The sequence below is a fragment of the Tateyamaria sp. 7Alg 36 genome, from assembly GCF_059882455.1.
This window is the reverse complement of sequence record NZ_CM187613.1, coordinates 945,475-964,301: the sequence shown is the minus strand read 5'-3', so window position 1 is coordinate 964,301 and position 18,827 is coordinate 945,475. Positions and strand designations below refer to the sequence as shown.

Annotated in this window: 17 protein-coding genes; 8 read left to right on the top strand and 9 right to left on the bottom strand. The window is 61.4% G+C overall.

Translation table 11 applies throughout. The annotated features are described in order from the left end of the window. Window positions 1-65: 65 nt before the first annotated feature. Window positions 66-1,070, bottom strand: a complete 1,005-nt coding sequence (locus AC6GQJ_RS04625) for a CE1 family esterase (RefSeq protein ID WP_500772234.1) — start codon at window positions 1,068-1,070, stop codon at window positions 66-68. Between the two features lie 166 nt (window positions 1,071-1,236). Between AC6GQJ_RS04625 and AC6GQJ_RS04620 the strand changes: the two genes are divergently transcribed. Then, window positions 1,237-2,013 carry a GntR family transcriptional regulator gene (locus AC6GQJ_RS04620; protein ID WP_500772232.1) on the top strand — a complete coding sequence of 259 codons (777 nt, stop codon included), beginning with the start codon at window positions 1,237-1,239 and terminating at the stop codon, window positions 2,011-2,013. Window positions 2,014-2,027: 14 nt separating this feature from the next. Here AC6GQJ_RS04620 and AC6GQJ_RS04615 read toward each other — a convergent pair whose 3' ends face one another. Genes AC6GQJ_RS04615 through AC6GQJ_RS04585 form a run of 7 tightly spaced genes read right to left on the bottom strand, consistent with a single transcriptional unit; the run spans window position 2,028 to window position 8,896 of the window. After that, window positions 2,028-2,945 carry an MBL fold metallo-hydrolase gene (locus AC6GQJ_RS04615; RefSeq protein WP_500772230.1) on the bottom strand — a complete coding sequence of 306 codons (918 nt, stop codon included), beginning with the start codon at window positions 2,943-2,945 and terminating at the stop codon, window positions 2,028-2,030. Next, on the bottom strand, window positions 2,914-3,732 hold the full coding sequence (locus AC6GQJ_RS04610) for an SDR family NAD(P)-dependent oxidoreductase (protein ID WP_500772228.1): 819 nt from the start codon (window positions 3,730-3,732) through the stop codon (window positions 2,914-2,916). Before AC6GQJ_RS04610 ends, AC6GQJ_RS04615 begins: the two co-directional genes overlap by 32 nt. Window positions 3,733-3,754: 22 nt before the next feature. After that, window positions 3,755-5,260, bottom strand: a complete 1,506-nt coding sequence (locus AC6GQJ_RS04605) for an aldehyde dehydrogenase (RefSeq protein ID WP_500772226.1) — start codon at window positions 5,258-5,260, stop codon at window positions 3,755-3,757. Further along, a complete protein-coding gene (locus AC6GQJ_RS04600; RefSeq protein ID WP_500772224.1) occupies window positions 5,257-5,973 on the bottom strand; it encodes a GntR family transcriptional regulator in 717 nt (238 codons plus the stop codon). The genes AC6GQJ_RS04605 and AC6GQJ_RS04600 overlap by 4 nt, the downstream gene beginning before the upstream one ends. Further along, entirely contained in the window at window positions 5,970-6,896 is a 927-nt protein-coding gene (locus tag AC6GQJ_RS04595) for a polysaccharide deacetylase family protein (RefSeq protein WP_500772222.1), read from the bottom strand. The genes AC6GQJ_RS04600 and AC6GQJ_RS04595 overlap by 4 nt, the downstream gene beginning before the upstream one ends. 9 nt (window positions 6,897-6,905) lie before the next feature. Further along, window positions 6,906-7,652 carry a maleate cis-trans isomerase family protein gene (locus AC6GQJ_RS04590; protein WP_500772220.1) on the bottom strand — a complete coding sequence of 249 codons (747 nt, stop codon included), beginning with the start codon at window positions 7,650-7,652 and terminating at the stop codon, window positions 6,906-6,908. A 38-nt stretch (window positions 7,653-7,690) separates the two neighbouring features. Further along, window positions 7,691-8,896, bottom strand: coding sequence for an FAD-dependent oxidoreductase (locus AC6GQJ_RS04585; protein ID WP_500772218.1), 1,206 nt, complete (start codon window positions 8,894-8,896; stop codon window positions 7,691-7,693). A gap of 281 nt (window positions 8,897-9,177) precedes the next feature. Here AC6GQJ_RS04585 and AC6GQJ_RS04580 point away from each other — a divergent pair, with 281 nt between their 5' ends. From AC6GQJ_RS04580 to AC6GQJ_RS04555, 6 genes are all read left to right on the top strand, one after another. Further along, the gene (locus AC6GQJ_RS04580) at window positions 9,178-10,095 is read left to right on the top strand and encodes a branched-chain amino acid ABC transporter permease (RefSeq protein ID WP_500772216.1); all 918 of its coding nucleotides are present in this window, start codon (window positions 9,178-9,180) and stop codon (window positions 10,093-10,095) included. Between the two features lies 1 nt (window position 10,096). Then, entirely contained in the window at window positions 10,097-11,023 is a 927-nt protein-coding gene (locus tag AC6GQJ_RS04575; RefSeq protein WP_500772214.1) for a branched-chain amino acid ABC transporter permease, read from the top strand. Next, window positions 11,020-11,817, top strand: coding sequence for an ABC transporter ATP-binding protein (locus AC6GQJ_RS04570; RefSeq protein WP_500772212.1), 798 nt, complete (start codon window positions 11,020-11,022; stop codon window positions 11,815-11,817). The genes AC6GQJ_RS04575 and AC6GQJ_RS04570 overlap by 4 nt, the downstream gene beginning before the upstream one ends. After that, window positions 11,810-12,529: an ABC transporter ATP-binding protein gene (locus tag AC6GQJ_RS04565; protein ID WP_500772210.1), complete on the top strand. Its 720-nt coding sequence runs from the start codon at window positions 11,810-11,812 to the stop codon at window positions 12,527-12,529. Before AC6GQJ_RS04570 ends, AC6GQJ_RS04565 begins: the two co-directional genes overlap by 8 nt. 40 nt (window positions 12,530-12,569) lie before the next feature. Further along, window positions 12,570-13,754 (top strand): ABC transporter substrate-binding protein, encoded by a 1,185-nt coding sequence (locus AC6GQJ_RS04560; RefSeq protein WP_500772208.1) that lies wholly within the window; start codon window positions 12,570-12,572, stop codon window positions 13,752-13,754. Window positions 13,755-13,843: 89 nt separating this feature from the next. Beyond that, window positions 13,844-15,778 (top strand): TRAP transporter permease, encoded by a 1,935-nt coding sequence (locus AC6GQJ_RS04555; protein ID WP_500772206.1) that lies wholly within the window; start codon window positions 13,844-13,846, stop codon window positions 15,776-15,778. A gap of 106 nt (window positions 15,779-15,884) precedes the next feature. On the opposite strand, the gene AC6GQJ_RS04550 is transcribed toward AC6GQJ_RS04555, so the two are convergent. Further along, the gene (locus AC6GQJ_RS04550; RefSeq protein WP_500772204.1) at window positions 15,885-16,850 is read right to left on the bottom strand and encodes a TAXI family TRAP transporter solute-binding subunit; all 966 of its coding nucleotides are present in this window, start codon (window positions 16,848-16,850) and stop codon (window positions 15,885-15,887) included. Window positions 16,851-17,094: 244 nt separating this feature from the next. Here AC6GQJ_RS04550 and AC6GQJ_RS04545 point away from each other — a divergent pair, with 244 nt between their 5' ends. Beyond that, window positions 17,095-18,813, top strand: coding sequence for a thiamine pyrophosphate-requiring protein (locus tag AC6GQJ_RS04545; protein ID WP_500772202.1), 1,719 nt, complete (start codon window positions 17,095-17,097; stop codon window positions 18,811-18,813). The last annotated feature ends 14 nt before the right edge of the window (window positions 18,814-18,827 follow it).

Here is an 18,827-nt window from a genome sequence, read left to right as displayed (position 1 = left end):
GCACAAAGCTGTGAGGACATGTCGTCACAAAGCGCACCGGCGACCTGCGCCGCCGGTGCAACAGGTCAATCGTTGAGCGCATAGCCCTTCATCATGTCCCACGCGACCTGATAGCCGTTGAGCGTGCTGGTCGCCTGACCGGGGGCCCATGGCGCGTCATATCCGGGCACTGCATGGCCGACTTCCTCAAAGAACATCAGGCTCACGTCGCCGTCGCAGTTCTGGTAGTCGTGGCGTTCCACATCCTCGGTCACGTCGGTGATCTTGGGTTCGGGATCGCAGCCGTTATGTTCGACCCAGCGTTCCAGCGCCTCTTGCCCCGAATAGGCCCACGAGGTGCCGGGAGCGGGGGCGGGGGACATGACCTTGCCCGACCCGTCGGCCTTGTTGAACGGCGTTTCGCCGAGGGCGGTGTCGTGCCACGGGTTGGTCGGATCCCAATAGCCGTGCAGCGCCATCACCGGCACAGGGCGCGGCGGGATGCAGGAAATCGCATTGGGCAGATCGAACTCTTTGTCGGATTCCAGCGAGAACCGGATGCCCGCGATAGGGGCAACTGCTGCCAACTTGTCCCCGAGGTCACATGCCAGCCGCGAGGCCATCCGCGCGCCGCCGGAATAGCCCACGGCATAGATGCGGTTTTCATCGATACAGGCGACTTCCTTGGCTTTTTCGATCACCGCGTCCAGAAAGGCGACCTCGTCACGGGTGTCTTCGGGCGGGTAGTTCCCCATGCCGAAGGTCGGAACACCGGGCACGTTCCATGTCATGCCGGAAAAGATCGGGCCAACCGCGCCGGTGGGGGCGATCATGATGAACCCTTCTTTCTCGGCGATGTCGCGCGCGTCGTTCAGCGTGCGCAGGCCGGTGCCACCGCTGGGGTGCAGGTTCAGAACCATGGGCATCGGCGTATCTGCCGCCGCCCCTTCGGGCACATAGCCAAGCACCGTGTGCCGATCGATTTCAAAGGCGATCAGGCCGGTTTCTCCGCTACTGCAATCGGCCAATGCCGTGCCTGCCGACAAGGCAAGCGCGCTGCCTGCGGCGGCGATAAGGTGGTTAAATTTCATTTGTATTATACCTTTCGGTTGAGGGGAGGTGGAAAACGGTGTGCGGGTGCAACCGGCCATTGTTTGGCGGGTGCGGACACAAAAACGGTGGCGAATTGGCTGGACATTTAAATCCTGAGGGGACATGTGCTTTTTCCGATGAAACCTTGCAGGACCGGGGCAAGACATGACGAAAGACAGCGACGTGCCGTCCGAGGGTCAGGTGGCCCCGCGATATGCCCGCATCCAGACCGAGTTGCAGGCGCGGATTGCGGACGGAAAGTATCCGGTCGGAACGTTGATGCCCACGGAAATGGAGCTTTCGGCAGAGTTCGCGACCTCGCGCTTTACGGTGCGGGCGGCGCTGCGCAACCTGTCCCAAGAGGGCTATGTCGAGCGGCGGCAGGGCATGGGCACACGCGTTGTGTCGGTCAACCCGCTGGCGGGCTACGGGCAAAGTTTCGAGTCCCTGCAAGAGCTTTTCCAGATCGCGGTCGATACCTACCTTGTCATCCTGAACGAAACGCCCGTGGTGCTGGACGCCGATCTGGCGCGTCTGCTGGGCGGGGACGAAGGGTCGGTCAAGGCGGGCGAACGCTGGATCCGCGTGGATTGCGTGCGCTGGACCGCGCCGGGCGGGCGTCCCTTGTGTTATATCCAAAGCTATGTGCCGGAACGGTTTGCGCCGCTGGTGCCGGAGTTTTCCGAACAGAACGGGCCATTCTTTGACCTGCTGGAACGCAAGTCGGGCGAGACGATCATCGAGGCCCAGCAAGAGGTGCGTTCCGTGCCGATGCCTGCCGAGATGGCGCGGGCCATTGGCCTCAAGTCCGGTGCGCAGGCGCTGCAACTGTCGCGTCGCTATCTGACCACGCGCGGTGTGCTGATTGTGTCGGTGAACTGGCACCCTGCGGAACAGATGGTCTATCGCACGCGAGTGCGGCGTCGCCCTGCGGCGGACTGATCCACAGACCCCGATCACAGGTATTCCGGTCTGAAACCGGCAGGCGCGGATGCGTCTGCGCGGATCTGCATGGCCATCGCGCCGCGCAGATGTGCGGGCATCAACAGCGCGCCATCGCCAGCCGCCTCATTCAACAGGCGCGTGCGGGTCTGCGCGGCCTCTGCCGCATCATGGCAAAAGGCGGTGGACCAGTCGGGGCGGAACACATGCACCGGCGAATGCAATGCATCACCGCAGAAGCGCGCGCGCCCCGCCGGACCGCCATCTAGGTCCAGCCCGATCTGACCGGGGGAATGGCCCGCACAGGCAAAAATGTCCAAACCGGACGAGAGCGAAAAACCGTCTGACACTTCTTCGATCTGGCCCGCCTCGATCAGCGGCAGGACAGAGTCGGTAAAGGCCCCGTGGTTGTGTTGGCCGGGATGGGTTTCTTCCTCGGCCAGCCAGTGCGCCAGTTCGCCCGCCCCGACAAGATAGCGCGCCTTGGGAAAGGTCGGCACCCAATGCCCGTTATCAAGCCGCGTGTTCCAGCCGACATGGTCCGCGTGCAGGTGGGTGCACATGACCACATCGACATCGTCGGGTGTAACCCCGTGCTGGGCCAGCCGTGCCAGATATCCGGTGGCGCTGCGCTGGTGCCAGTCGGCACGACGGGGGCGTTCCTTGTGTTCGCCCACGCAACTGTCGATCAGAATGGTCAGCCCGCCGCTGCGCACCAGAAACGAATGCAGCCCCAGCAGCAAAGTATCTGCCGCAAAGTCCACGTGCAGCGGTTCTAGGCTGCCTGCCTCTGCGCGCAGTTCTGAAAGGTCACGGCCCGGCAGCAACAGGGACGCGGGCAGGACGAAAGGGTCCATATCCGTGATCTTTGCGATTGTGGCCTTGCCGAGGGTGAGCATGTCAGAGGATCCGTGGTACTTCGTTGCGGTCATCGCGCGCAGCCTTCGCGGCCTCGTCATCGGGCAGCGCCTCGTCCCAGAGCCGCGCAATGAACCGCCCGCCGCTGATCCCGTTCGACGCGTCCGAACAAAGCCAGCGGATGCCGCGCCGCATGATCGCGGCAGGCAACAGGTTGCCATCCGCGCCTTTCTTGTCGGGGCTGGGGGGAAGCAGATCGGTGTCTGCCGCACCGCCCGGAAGGTAGACGTTCACGTCAACGCCGGTGCCTTCAAGGTCTTGCGCCCAGACGCGGGAATAGGCGTCAAGCGCGGCCTTGGACGGTCCGTAGGGCGCATAGCCGCGGCGCACCATGGTCTGCGCCGAGGTCGAGACGTTGATGATCTTGCCAAAGCCGCGATCCACCATCCCCGGCACGGCGGCGCGGGCCATGTGGAAGGGGCCGTTCACATTGGCGCTGATGATCTCGGACCATGCGGCGGGCGGGGTTTCCCAGAACTTGGTCGGCGTGGTGTTGAAGGTTTCGCTGATGCGGCGCATGCCGATGCCCGCATTGTTCACCAGCACGTCGATGCGCCCGAAATGCGCCTCGGCCTCGGCCACAGCGGCGGCGGCCTGTCCGGCGCGCCCCACATCTGCGGTCAGGATCATCGTGTCGGGGATTTCTTCGGCCAGTGTATCCAGCGCCTCGGATGGTTGGGAACCCAGAAGCGCCAGCCGCGCCCCAGTTCCTGCAAGGGCGAGTGCCATCTCGCGGCCAAGACCGCGAGAGGCGCCCGTGATCAGAACAACGCGGCCCGTGAGTGATGGATGTTGGCTCATGATGTCTGTCTTTCTGTTCGGGTCAGTGGGGGATGCCCATGCGCGGCAGCTTGGGCTGCTCAAGGGCGACGATGGTCGATTTCATTTCGGTGAACATGGCGCGGGATCCTTTGGCCCCTTCGCGGCCAAGACCGGACTGGCGTACCCCGCCAAAGCCGGTGCGCAGATCACGCATGATCGGCGTGTTGACCAGCACCGTGCCCGTGGCCAGACGCCGCGACATGCGCAGCGCGCGTTCCAGTTCCGCCGTCCAGACATAGCCGACCAGACCGAACAGGCTGTCATTGGCGCGGTCTGTGACTTCCTCTTCGTCGGCAAAGGTTTGCAGCGTGGCGAAGGGGGCGAAAATCTCTTCCTGACAGATCGCCATCGCGTTGTTGTCGGCCAGCATAGCGGTCGGTTCGATGTAGAACCCGTCGCGGTCGGACAGCTGCTTGCCGCCTGCGATCAGGCTTGCCCCGTCCTTGAGGCCACTATCGACATAGCCCATGACGCGCGCCACCTGATCGGCGTTGATCATCGGCCCGATCTCGGTCGCGGGGTCGAACGGATCACCGATGCGCAGCGCCTTGGTGCGGGTGGTGAAGGCGTCGATGAAACGCTCGGCAATGCTCTCTTGTACAAAGATACGCGAACCGGCGAGGCACATCTGCCCGTTATTCATGAACGACCCGAGCATGACGCCATCCAAGGCTCGGTCGAAATCTGCATCTTCAAAGACAATCGAGGGGGACTTGCCGCCCAGTTCCATCGCGCCGCCTTTGATCCCCTGCGCCAGCGCGGACAGGATGCGCGCGCCCGTGGTGGTGCCGCCGGTGAAGGAAACCATGTCGATATCGCTATGGGCGGACAGCGCCTCGCCCGTCACATGGCCGCGCCCGTTCACAAGGTTGATGACGCCCTTGGGCAGGATGCCGGCGGCGTCGATCAGTTCGAACAGGCGGGCAAGGGTGAGGGGGGTAATCTCGGACGGTTTCACCACGCAGGTGTTCCCGAAGGCCAGCGCACCCGCCATTTTCATCGCCGTCAGTCCCAGCGGCATGTTCCACGGGCCAATCAGCGCGCAAACGCCAATCGGTTCATAGGTCACAAAGGACATATATCCCTGTTCCTGCGTGAACACCTCGCCGCCGTCCTGATTGATGAACTCGGCGAAAAAGCGGAAGTTCTGCGCGGCGCGGGGCACGTGCATGCCCTTGGTCTGGGTATAGGGAATGCCGGTGTTGAGGGTTTCGAGCGCGGCAAGTTCCTCGGCATGTTCAAGGATCAGATCGTGGATGCCCAGCAACGCCTTTTGCCGCTGTGCGACGCTGGCATTTGCCCAGTCGCCCGTGTGAAAGGCCGTGCGGGCAGCCTTAACAGCTGCGTCGACCTCATCCGCGCCGCTTTCGTGCAGCACGGTGACCTGCTGGCCGTCGGCGGGGTCGATGACCGGAATCTCGTGGCCGGACGGGGCGACGAACTGGCCGCCCACATAGCCGGTGGCGGGACGGAGCGTGGCAAGGGTGTCTTTGCGGAGGTCGTTCATTCAGGGAATCCGGTTTTCTGCTTGGGTTTATTGGGCCGTGTGGACAGGATATGCGCGGACATGATCGCCTCGGCCGCCATCGGGTTGCGGTTTTCGAGGGCGAGAAGGATGTCGCGGTGCTGCTGGTTGGAGCGGTGGATATTCACCTCTTGGGACCAGACGAATTGCTTGATCATCTCCAGCGGGATCGAGGTGGCGCGCGCCGACAGGTTCTGCATCTGCGGCGACTTGGTCGCGGCGATAATGGCGGCATGGAATTCGGTGTTCAGTTCGGCAAAACAGCGGATCATGTCGCGATCTGCGGGCAAGGCCGACAGGGTGTCGATTTCCGCGATGATGCGGGACAGGTTGCTTAGCTCATCGTCGGTGATGGATTCAGCGGCAAGGCGGGCGGCATAGCTTTCCAGACGGGCGCGGATGTCAAAGACGATCACGACTTCTTCGAAGGGAAATTCCGCCACAAAGCGCGAGCGGCCATCTTCATGCGCCAGCCCTTCGCTGACGATCCGGCGCAGCGCCTCGCGCACGGGCGTGCGGCTGGTGCCAGTCATTTGCGCCAGTGACTGTTCGCCCAGATGCGTCCCGCCCGGCAACATACCCGACAGTATGGCGCGCCGGATGCCTTCGTATGCGCGCTCGGCAGGCTTGTCGATGCCAGCGCTGTCCAGTTCGGCAAGAAGGGCGGTCTCATCCAGTGCGGGCTTCATGATCATGGGCTGGGGTCTCCTGACGGCGGCGTGATGTGGCTTGCGTGGTTTTGCAGATACCACTCTGCGATGTCCTCGCGTTTTGGAAACCACACACCGGCGTGTTCCTTGGCATAACGGATGAAATCGCGCAGCGCCCTGATGCGGAAGGGCTGGCCGATCACATGCGGGTGCAGGCCGATATTCATCACCCTGCCGGATGTGGCGCTTTCGGCGTAAAGCCAGTCGAACTGTTCCTTGAACATCGAGTAGCCTGTTTCGACCGTAAGCCCCTGCCGCAAAAACGAGAAATCGTTGACTTCGGAGGTGTAAGAGATCGACACCATCGGCGCGCCGGACTTGGTTTGCACCAGGTAGGGCTGGTCGTCATTGAGCAGATCGGTGGTAAAGATCAGCCCCTCGTCGGCAAGGATGTCGATGGTGTTGAGCGTGCTGCGCAGCGAGGAGGACAGCCAGCCTTTGGCCTTTTTGCCAATCGTGTCCTCGTAGACGTCAAGCGTCCGGCGGATCACGTCACGTTCGGCCTGTTCGTCGAACATGTAGTCGGTCAGAAGTTCATCCTGCACATAGTTATGCGGCACGATTTCCCAGCCGCGTTTCACGGCGGCGTCGATCACCTCGCGCCGTTCCAGCGCCATTTTGCCGTTCATCGTGCACGAGGCAGGCACACCCTCGGCGTCAAACAGGTCGAACATGCGCCAGACGCCGACTCGGTGCCCGTATTCGCGCCACGTAAAGTTCGGGTTGTCATAGACATTGCCCGGCAGATTGCCCCCCACGATCCCCGGACCACCGGGGTAGTAGGGTTTATCGCTGTCCTGAACCGGATCCCAATATTCCAGATTGATGGTCAGGATCACCGCCAACCGGTTGTTATCCGGCCATATCAGCGGCTTGCGTTCGGACAGGGGGACAAATCTGTATTCCATGTGCGCCCCCTAGTGATGCGACAGAAGGGTGCCAAAACCCTGAACCTTGTCCTCGATCCCGTTCATCCGCAGCGCGTGCCAGTAGGTCGCCGTGTTGATGGCGATGACCGGCTTGTCGAGCCAGAATTCTGCCATCGCCCCGACGCGCGCCATGGCAAGGTTTGTACCGGCTTGGATGATCGCTTCGACCGAGGGGTCGTTAACCTCGATAATCGCGTCGCGCAGCGTTTGTTCGGTTTCGTGCGCGATCAGCATCGGGCTTTTGCACTTGAGCCCCTTTACCGTCACCACGTCATAGCCGCAGTCGGTGAAAAAGCGGTGCACCTGTTCATCCCCGATGGGCATGTAGGGGGTGATCACGGCGATGCGTTTGACGTCGCCCATGACCGACAGGGCGGCACGGCAGGCGTCGGACCCCATGGCGACGTTCATGCCTGCGCGTTCTTCGATCTCGCGTTGCAGGATGTCGGCACGTTCCTTGCCGTCCCAAAACGTCTCGGCGGACATGCCCATCACGATGGCACCGGGGGAACAGGTTTTCACCGTGTCGATAGCGTCCATCGTCGCCTCGCGGATGCCCATGACAAGGTTATTGAAATCCTCGTCATTGTTCACCGGATTGTCGGGGATCTTGATGCGCGAAAAGTGGTTCGTGACCCCGACCGGGCGCATGTCATCGAATTCCGGCTGTACAGAAGTGTTGGTGGAGGGGGCGATCACGCCGAATTTCATACGGTAGCCAAGACTGTCGGTCATTTGATTTTCCTTTTCTGCCGGAGCGTTGGGGGGCGTGGTTATGCGATCTGTTCAAGATCCCTGAGGGATTGCAGCATCGACGAACGCATGAGGAAGTCCTTGTGGCGGACCGGATCGGCAACGATGGCGCGCAATTCGTCGTGGTAGCGCGCGCGGGCCTCGGGGTCGTTCTCGGCCATCATTTTGCGATTGCGCATGGACTGTTCCTGCACCGTATCGATGCAGACCTGACGGCGCTGGCGTTCATAGCGCTGCATCGAGTCCAGATCGGCCTCGCCGCGCCAGACGGGGATCAGTTTCTCGACCAGATTGACGGCATCGTGCACGCCGCCATTCATCCCCATACCGCCCAGCGGGTTGTTCAGGTGCGCGGAATCGCCCGCAAGGAAGGCGCGGCCTTTCACGTATTCCTTGGCGACACGCTGGTGGACGCGGTAGGCGGTCGCGTGGGCCACATCGTAGGGCGTGTCCTTGGGGCACAGCTTTTGCAGGCGCTGTTCCATCAGTGCCGGATCCTTGATCTGTTCGTCTGTCATCGACGGATCGGTCGGCAGCAGCACGCGCCACAGGGACGGGGTGCGCAGCAGCACCGCCCATTCCTCGGGATCGGTGAGGTAGGCGATGGGGGCCAGATCGGGAATCGCTTTGGCAAAGTCGAATTCGGTCGACATGGACAGGAAAATCTCGGGGATGGTCAGCCCTTCGAAGTCGATGTCGAGTGATTTGCGCATGTTGGAATGCGCGCCGTCGCTGGCAATCAGGTAACGGCCCGAAAACACTTCGGTGCTGCCGTCCTTATGTTCGGCAGTGACAGAAATCGTGTCGCCATCTTGCGTCACGCTGCGGCTGGTCACGCCATAGACCAGTTCGACGCAATCGCTTTCATCAAGACGTGCGCGCAGTGCTTCGGTCAGCTTCCACTGCTCGCACTGCAAACGGTAGGGGTGGTTGGTTTCGTCCGCGAGGATTCCAAGGTCGAAATGCGCCACAACGCCTTCGCTGCGGTCGCGGAATTGCCAGTTCGGGCAGACAAGGCCGCGCGCCACCAGTTGTTCAGAGATTCCAAAGCGGTCCAGCATGTCGAGGGTGGGCGGATGGAAGGTGGATGCGCGCAGATCCTGCGGCAGATCCGTGCTGCGTTCGAGGACTGTGACGGGGATATTTGCCTCGGCCAAGCTGGCGGCTGCCACCAGTCCGACCGGACCTGCCCCCGCAATAAGCACGCGCTCTGTTTTATTCACCATTTTATCGCTTTGCCTCCTACTGCCCGCTTGACAGGTACGATGTTGCTTTTCATTGTGTACAAAAGGTTTGGACAAATCTTCAAGAAAAAAACGATAACTACTGACAAAAACACAGGGACGGCACTTATGAGATGCTACAAAACAAGCAGTAACGGCGTGTTTCGATCCGAATGCACCCAAAAGGGCGCACAAATGCGGCTAGATAATACGGTGCAGCCAAACTGGGCAAATTCGGCGTGTGATGCTCATTTTGTGTACAATATAATGAAGGTGAAGCTCTGATGCTTTTCCTTCAGCAAGTCGTAAATGCCCTGATGCTGGGCTCTGTCTATGTTACGGTGGCGGTGGCCTTCACCCTGACCATCGGTATTCTGAACTTCCTCAACTTCACGATTCCCACACTGTTCATGCTGGCGGGGATGTTGGGCTGGGCGCTGTCGGCGTGGGGGCTGCCCTTTGGTCTTAGCGATCCGATGCACTGGTTACCTGCGGTCCTGATCGGGATTGCGGCGGCGGTGGTCGTGTCGCTTATTATCGAGCGGTTCACCTTCCGCTATCTCAAGACGAAATACGGTGACAGCACCGAACACGCGATTCCGCTGGTGTCGTCCTTGGGCTTTCTGCTGATCGTCGAGAACCTTGTGCGCATCGCCTATGGCACCGAAGGGCGCCGTTTCGAGGGGCCGGATGCGGATCTGACGCTGCATATCGGCGGCATCTTTATACGGGTGCCCCAGCTTGTGTCGCTGTTGATCACGGTGCTGATCGTGCTGGGGCTGACGCAATTGCTCAAACGCTCCCGCATCGGGCGCGGCTTGCGGGCGATTGCCGAAAACCCTGACGCGGCCAATGTGCTGGGTGTCGATACAACGCGCGTCGTGCCCGTCGTCTTTATGCTGACCGGCCTGCTGTGCGGGCTAGCGGGGGCGTTGTTCGCGGTCAACTACGGCGAGGTGTCGCCCATGATGGGCGAGGATGTGGGTGCCAAGGCGATTGCCGGCATGGTGATTGGTGGCTTGGGCTCGATCTGGGGCGCTGTTCTGGGCGGTCTGATCGTTGGGTTCCTTGAGCTTATGACCGTGCACTTCATCGGCGCGGACACGGTTCAGGTCGTCGTCTGGGGCGCGCTGCTGGCCATGCTGATCATCCGGCCAAGCGGGCTTTTGGGCCATCACTCTATCGGCAAGGGGAAACTCTGACATGTCTGGATATATGGCAGGGATCATCTCGATCCTCGCAATCAACGTCATCTTCGCCTACGGCATCTTCCTCGCCGTGGCGTCGGGGCAGCTTAATCTGGGGGGCGCGGGCTTTCAGGCGCTTGGCGCCTATGCGGCGGCGGTTGTGTCCTCGAACTATGATCTGCCCATTTTTCTGGCGCTGCTGGTCGGCACCGCGATTGGCGGGCTGGTCGGGGTGGCGCTGGCCTTTCCGATCCTGCGCACCAAGGGGGTCTATCTGGTGCTGGCCACCTTTGCCTTTGCCGAGGTGGTGGCGGGCGTCATCATCAACACTGATGCCTTGGGCGGCGCGATGGGCCTGTCGGTGCCGGGGTATGTCGACTGGCAACCGCCTGCGATCGCTGCCGTGATCGTGTGCCTGTTCGTGTTCTACCTGATGTCAACGCGGTTCGGCCTGTGCATGCGTGCGATCCATGACGACGAACAGGTGTCCGAACTGATGGGCGTGTCGATCCGGTCGGTCAAGGTCGCGGCCTTTGGCATCGGAGCGGCACTCGCGGGGCTGTCTGGGGCGTTCTATGCGTTCAGCTTCGGCTTTGTCGAAGTCCAGAGCTTTAACGCGCTCGTGTCGATCTATGTGCTTTTGTACGTTCTGCTGGGCGGTACGCAGACCCCGTGGGGCCCATTGGTGGGCGCGGCCTTTTTCACGCTGCTGCCCGAAGTGCTGCGCGAGTTCCTTCCGGCGGCGAAACAGTTCATCGCGAACCTGTTCGGGGCCACGGCGGATGTATCGCCCCCCGATGATAGCTGGCGTTTTGTCATCCTCGGCGTGCTTGCCGTGGGCATGATGGCGCTGCGCCCCGAAGGGATCATTACACGTACGATGGTCGACCGGCTGCGGTTCCGCCGCAAGTCCCGCGATCCGCTGAAGGAGGCCGCACAGTGAGCGACACGATTTTGCAACTTAAAGGTCTGTCCAAAGGATTTGGCGGCGTGCAGGTGATCGATGATTGCAGCTTTGATGTACCGCGCGGCGCGCGCATGGCGCTGATCGGTCCGAACGGGGCAGGGAAGACGACCATCTTCAACCTGATGTCCGGCGTCTACACGCCCGATGCGGGGCGGGTCATCTTCGATGGCGAAGACATCACCGACATTGCACCGCGGATGCGGGTGCGGCGCGGACTGGCGCGCAGTTTCCAGAACATCCGCCTGATGCCGCACCTGTCGGTGGTTGAAAACATCATGCTGGGCCAGCACGCCCGTGTGCAATCGCCCTTGGACATGGTGACCTCCCTTGTCGGTCGGTCCCGCTGGCGTCGCGAGGCCGAAGCGTTGCTGGACGACATGAACATGGACAGCTTTCCGGGCGAGGTGGTGGCGACGCTGCCGTACGGCGTGCGCAAGAAGATCGAAGTGGTGCGGGCCTTGGCCTCCAACCCCAAGATGCTGATGCTGGACGAACCGGCGGCGGGTCTGAACCCGTCCGAGACGGCGGAACTGCGCGATTTTCTGGTGCAGATTTCCGAGACCGGCGTGACCATCCTGATCGTCGAACATGACATGAGTCTTGTGCGCAGCCTGTGTGACAGGGCCGTGGTGCTGAATTTTGGCCGCCTGATCTATGACGGTTCCACCAAGGACGTACAGCGCGATCCGCAGGTGCTTGAGGCCTATCTCGGCTCTCGCCACGCCGATGCATCCCTGAAAAACCAGGAAAAGGGGGCAGCCCATGCTTGAGGTCGAAAATCTGAGCGTCAACTACGGGCGCACACAGGCGTGCAAGTCCGTGTCTCTGTCGGTCCAGACGGGCGAGATCGTGACCGTTCTGGGTGCGAACGGCGCGGGCAAGACATCGCTGCTGCGCGCGCTTCAGGGGGCGGTGAAGCCGTCCGGCGGGCGCGTTGTGTTCAATGGCACCGACCTGACCGCGCAGACCCCGTCGGCGCATGTGAAGGAAGGCATGGTGCTGGTGCCAGAGGGGCGGCAGATTTTCGTGTCCATGACGGTGCACGAAAACCTGCAAATGGGGGCGTACCTGCGCCGTGATAGTGCCGTATCGGCCGAGATCGACGCGATCTATGACCGCTTTCCCAACCTCGCCACACGCCGCTACGCCAAGGCCAGCGCGCTGTCGGGCGGTGAGCAGCAAATGCTCGCCATCGGGCGGGCGCTGGTGGCACGGCCCAAGCTGATCATGCTGGACGAGCCGAGCCTTGGCCTGTCGCCCCTGTTCGTCGAGCGGCTGTTCGACCTGTTTGGAGAGTTGAACCGCGACGGGATCAGCATCCTGCTGGTCGAGCAGAACACCTCGATGGCGCTGGAGATCGCGCAACGGGGTTACGTGCTGGAACTGGGGGCCGTGGCCTTGCAGGGCAGCGCCCAAGAATTGTCGGCCGATGGTGCATTGACCGATGCCTACCTAGGGGAAGCGGATACCGCCCCCGCCTGAGACTGAAACCCATAAACATACCAACCGGGAGACCTTAAAAATGAAAGTCTATCACAAATTTCTAGCAGCGACGCTGACGGCGGTGATCGCCACAGCATCCCCGCTGCTGGCGCAAGACACGATCAAGATCGGCCATATCGGCGTATCGTCCGGCTTTCTCAAAAGCTACGGCGAGCCATCCAACGTGGCGGTTGATATCGCCGTGGAAGAGATCAACGCGGCAGGCGGCATCAACGGCAAGCCGATTGAGTTGATCCGCTATGACACCGGATCCGACCCGAAACAGGCGGCGGTCGCGGCACGCTCATTGGGGCGCGATGACGAAGTGCTGGCCATTGCGGGGCCGTTTTCGTCCGGTGAGGCTGCGGTGGCCCTGAACGATGCGGATCGTCTGAAGGTGCTGATGCTGCCCACGTCGTCATCCGCTCCGGGTCTGACCGAAGGGCGCAAATACGGCTGGCGTCTGACCGAGGATGAAAGCAAGCAATTCTCGCGTCTGCTGGTCGCGATGAAAGAGGCGAACCTGCCGATGGAAACCGCCGAGATCGTATATGTCTCGGACGAGGTTGTGGCCAATGCGGCGGGCACGAAGCTGTATCCGCAACTGCTGGCCGAGGCGGGGATCACCGTAGGCGACCCCATTCCGGTGCAGTGGAAGACATTTGATATGTCTGCGCAGGTTGCCAAAATTGTGCAAAGCAGCCCCGACATCGTTGCGGTTGCGGCGCTGCCTGAATCCGCCTCCAAACTGATCGCGGAACTTGACCGTCAGGGGTTCGAGGGTCGTGTGATCGGCTCGCAAATCTTCTCTGACCCCAACGTGACCGAATTGTTCGGCCCCGAAGCAGACGGTACGCTGGTCGTGGCGGGTTTCTGGAAGGGGCGCACCGAACAGGCGGCGGCCTTTAACGAGAAGTTCGTGAAACTGGCCGCAGAGCGCAGCATCCACAAAGTCGGCGCGCACCATTCCGACGCGCAAGCCTATGACACGATCTATCTTATCAAGCAGTTGATGGAAGCGGCGGGCACCACCGGCGATCCCGATATGCTTGAGGAAGAACGTCAGGCAATTGCTGACGGGATGGAAGGCGTCCGGTTCTCTGGTATCCTTGGCGACGACATCTGCTTTGACGGTCATGACGCGGAGTTGCCCGGTTTCATCATCGAAATCACCGGTGGTGAGTGGACCAAGTTCGCCGAAGCACCAGCAGACGCCTGCGAATAAGACCCATGCCGCGCCTGCCAATTGGCGGGCGCGGTTGACCCTTGCCTTGGCCGCTGGTGCGGTTCGAGGCAGATGCTGAAAGACATAAAATGCCCCTGAACACCCTTCGCACATATTTCAGCCCGCTTGGCGCGATCCTTGCCTTTTGCGTACCTGTCGTGGCGGTAATCTGGGTGCTGTCGATCCCGCAGCGTATGGGGTTCCTGATCTATCCCGAGCAGACGGCGGCCCTGTTGCTGGGCGCGGCGATCTGCGTGGTGTTCATCCGAGAATTGGAGGCAGCGCAGGGCGTGCGCGGCTGGATAGACGCGGTGCTGGCGTTGTTGGCCCTTGGGCTGGGCCTGTGGGTCTTTGTCCGCTTTCCGGTTCTGATCGAAGGCAGCCACATGTACCCGACCGAAGCATTGGCCATCGGGGTCGTCGCCACGGCGCTGGTCCTTGAAGGGCTGCGGCGCGTGGTTGGCTGGACGCTGGTGGTGATCACTGGCGCGATGTTTGCCTATGCGTTCTGGGGCGACTACGTGCCTGGCCCCTTGCGGGGGCGCGGGCAGTCGTTCGAGGACGTGATGCGTTTCATCGGCACCGACAGTGCGGCCACATGGGGCGCGGCCCTGCAAATCGCGGCCTTTGTCGTTGTTATCTTTGTACTGTTTGGCGGCATTCTGCTGGCCGTGGGCGGCGGCGACTTTTTCACCCAACTGGCCACCCGCGTTGCTGGGCGCGGTCCGGGCAACACGGCGAAAGTGTCGGTCGTGGCGTCGGGCCTGTTCGGATCAATTTCGGGCAGTGCGGTGTCGAACGTCATGTCCACTGGCGTCATGACCATTCCGATGATGCGCCGTTCGGGGTTCCGCGCGGATCAGGCGGGCGCGATCGAGGCGGTCGCCTCGACCGGCGGGCAACTTGCGCCACCCGTCATGGGCGCGGCGGCCTTCCTGATGGCTGAGTTGTTGCAGATGCCCTATCGCGACATCCTGCTGGCGGCGATCCTGCCTGCGGCGCTGTATTACTTGTCGCTTTATTGCCAGATCGACTTTATCGCGCGCCGCGATGGCCATGCCGAGGCGGACTGGATCGAGCAGGTCAGCCTGCGCGATGTGCTGACCCGTGGCTGGTTGCCGCTGGGTGCGTTTGTTGTGCTGCTGGGGGCGATCTTTGCGTGGGACACGCAGGCCGAAGTGGCCGCGATCTGGGCGCTTGGACTGATTGTGACTGTGGCGCTGGCGCTTTGGGCTTATCAGCGGGCGACGGGGGCAGGGCAGCATTCTGCCTCGGCGCTATCGCCGGTCGAGATTGCGCAAACTGTGCGCAAGACGGGTGGGCAGGTCTGTGATGTGCTGCTGATCTGTGCGGCGGCTGGCATGATCATCGGGTTGCTGGCGACGACGGGCCTCGGCTTTTCCCTGTCGCTGTTCCTGATCCAGTTCGGCGGCAGCAACATGTTCGGCCTACTGCTGGTCACTGCACTTGTGGGAATTGTTCTTGGCCTTGGCCTGCCCACGACGGGTGTTTACCTACTGCTGGCGACGATGGCCGCACCGGCACTGGTGCAATTGGGTATTCCGGCCCTCGCGGCGCATATGTTTGTGTTTTATTATGGCATGTTGTCGATGATCACGCCGCCTATTGCCATGGCCGCATTTGCGGCTGCGTCAATCTCGGGCGCGCCGCAATTGCAGACGGGGATACAGGCGTTCAAGTTCGGCTGGATCGCGTATTTCCTGCCCTTTTTGTTCATCTACAAACCCGGCCTGTTGATGGCAGGCCCGTGGTTCGAGATTTGTTATGTCTTCGCCAGTGCCTTGGTCGCGCTGATCCTCGTATCGGCGGCGATCATCGGGCACGGGCGCGCACCATTGTCGCCGCTGATGCGGGGCGTTGCGTTGGTGACGGGGGTGTTGATCATTGTGCCGCTGCGCCAGCTTGGGCCTGCGGTGCTGGAATATGGCCTGTCGCTGTTCGGTCTGGCGCTGATTGTCGGCTATTCCATGATGATCCGTAAATCGGCTGCCAATCCCGCCTGAACAAGTTCCCAATAACTCAAGGCACAAAAAACCGGGCGCTGGCCCGGTTTTTTCGTTTTGGAAAAAATGGCCGGACGCGGATCGCGCCCAGCCAGTCGGGGGTGTGTTAGTCGATCAAGCCTTTTTCTTTGTAAAAAGAGATCGCACCGGGGTGGTATGGAATGTCCGCTTTCTTACCCATCTGCGCCGGATCGAATTCGGCCCAAAGCGGGGAGGTGCCTTGGAGGAACTCGACGCCGTCATAGATCGCTGCCGTGACCTTGGCGATCTGTTCATCCGGCACATCGGCATTGGCAAACAGCAAATAGTCATAGGCGAAAACGGCAGTGGCCGCATCAAGTCCCGGAATGTCGTCCGAGGCGTCGATATCCGCGATATAGGATCCGGGCAGGAATTCCTGCGCCGCCGAAAGCGTGTCCGCAGATACCGGCAGGAACTGGATGTCGCCACGGGACGCTTCAAGTTCGAATGTTGCCTGCGAACCGACAGCGCCGATGGTCACGTCAATGCGACCGTCTTTAAACGCCTGATATTGCTGCGGGAAATTGGCAATCGGCACCGAGGTCACGTCGTCATATGTCAGCCCGCCCGAGGCGAGGGCCGCCTGAACCACAAAATCACCCAAGGAGTTTTCGGGATAGCGCGGGACTGTATGCCCCTTGATGTCGGCGTAACTTGCGATACCGCTGTCTTCGGTCGCCAGCAATGCCGCTTTGAACGGCATCATGGTGGCAACAAGGCGCAGATTTTCCGCCGGTTCCGAGGACATGCCGGTGCCGGTCATCGCGAAATAGGTCTGGGGATAGTTGGCAATGCCCAGCTCGACTTTGCCCTGATCCAGCAGGACGATGTATTGCGAGGTGTTCGCGCTGATCTGCGGAATGACTTGCAGATCGCTGTTCATCGAGATGACTTGCGCAAGCGCGGTGCCGATCTGGCCGGTCGCGCCCCCTTGGGTGGTGCCGATCCCGAGGGCCTGCGCGCTGGCGCTGCCTGCAAATGGGATGAGGGCGACAGAAGCCAGAAGGCTCGCGCCGATACGGAACGTCCGTTTGGTCGATTGATAGGTCATGGTGTCCTTTCTCCCCCTGTCAGGGAATGCCGTGTTTTATTTTTGTATGCGTATTCATGTTAGGCGATTTTCGCGCGCATGTCATTGTTTTTCGCCATTGGCAGACATATCGCGAGATTTTGCTAATCAATTGGAACAGAATGATATTTTTTGATCAAACTCCGTCCTGTCGGGTTAAAAATCGCTATTGGTTTCGGGGGGTTTGCGATATTGTATGGACAAATTTAGCAAGGAGAAATCTGTGATGGCGCAAGGTGAAGAAGACGGGAACGGCGTGCGGCCCAAACTGGCGGCAGAGGCGTGGCTTGAGTCGCTGAGCGACGGGGGTGTCGATGCACTTTATGCCGTTGCGGGCACCGATTTTCCGTCCATCATCGAGGCTTATGAAAGGCGCTCGGACAAGGAAACCGCGCTGCCGCTGCCTTATACGGTGCCGCATGAAAACCTTGCTGTGTCGATGGCCCACGGCGATGCGTTGCGCACCGGACGAACGCAGGCGGCGATGGTGCACGTCAGCGTTGGAACTGCCAACATGGTGTGTGGCGCGCTAAACGCATCCCGAGATGCTGTGCCTGTTCTGTTGGCAGCGGGCCGCACCCCCCTGACGGAAGAGGGCGAACCGGGCACGCGGTCGCGGTTCATCCACTGGGCGCAAGAGATGTTTGATCAAGGCGGCATGCTGCGCGAAGCGGTCAAATGGGACTACGAACTACGCTCTGCCGATCAGGTCGAAGACGTGGCGATCCGTGCGCTTGATATCGCCGAAGCGCCACCGCCCGGTCCGGTCTATCTGTCTTTGCCGCGTGAATTGCTGGCCCGAGAGGTGCGTGCGGATCGCCCCAAAAGATCCCGCAGTCGCGTGAACGAGGGCGCCCCTGACGCCAACAGTATTGACCGTCTGGCCGAGGCGATCAAAGCCGCAGACTACCCCGTGATCGTGACCAGCAACGCTGGCCGTGAGGCCGGCGGATGCGCCGCGCTGACCGCCTTGGCGGAAAACTGGGCCTTGCCCGTGGTGCAATTCAATGCGCGTTCGGTGAACCTGCCGTTTGAGCACGATATGGCAATTGGCTTTGATACCAAGAACTTGCTGGTCGGAGCTGATCTGATCATTTCCATCGCGTGCGACGTGCCGTGGGTGCCAAATGCGACGCCGGTCAGGCCCACTGCGCCACTGTGGGAAATTGACCGCGACCCGCTGTTTGCCAACTATCCGCTGCGTTCGTTCGGAGCAGCAGAAAGTATCATCGCGTCGCCTGCTGCCGCATTGATTGCGCTGTCGGACGCGTTGGGCACGCCGCATGGCGACACGGCCAAGCGCGTGGCCGCGCGACGGGCCAAAGTGGCGGACGTGCGTGCGCGTCGTCTGACCCGCGAGTCGGTGGATCGTGGCCGTTTCACTGCCGAGCTGGCGTCGGCCATCCTTGCCGAGCATCTGCCGCAAAAGGCGGTGATCGTGAACGAATATTCCTTCCGTACCGACTTTGCTAAATTCTCGGAACCCGGGCAGTTTTACGGTTTCACCCCTGCGGGCGGGCTTGGCTTCGGTTTTGGCGCGGCACTGGGTGTGGCGGCGGCGGACAAGCGCGACGGAATCGCCGACCGCCCCGTGATCGCGATGCTGGGGGACGGGGCCTATATGTTCAACAATCCGGTGGCGTGCCACTGGGCGTCGGCGGCCCACGATCTGCCCATGGTGACGGTGATTTTCAACAACCGCCGCTGGGGTGCCGTGCGCAATTCGACGCTGGCGATGTATCCGCAAGGCGCGGCGGCAGCCGGAAACGGCATGTTCTTGGCCGATCTGTCGCCCGCGCCGGATTACGCGGCGATCTGTCGGGCGCATGGCGGGGCAGGTTTTGCGGTGAGTGATCCCGCAGACCTGCCGCGTGCCATTGATCAGGCACTGGCGGCAGTGGCGGGCGGCCAGCAGGCCCTGATCGACCTACAGATCGAGGCCTGAATAAACACCCCTCG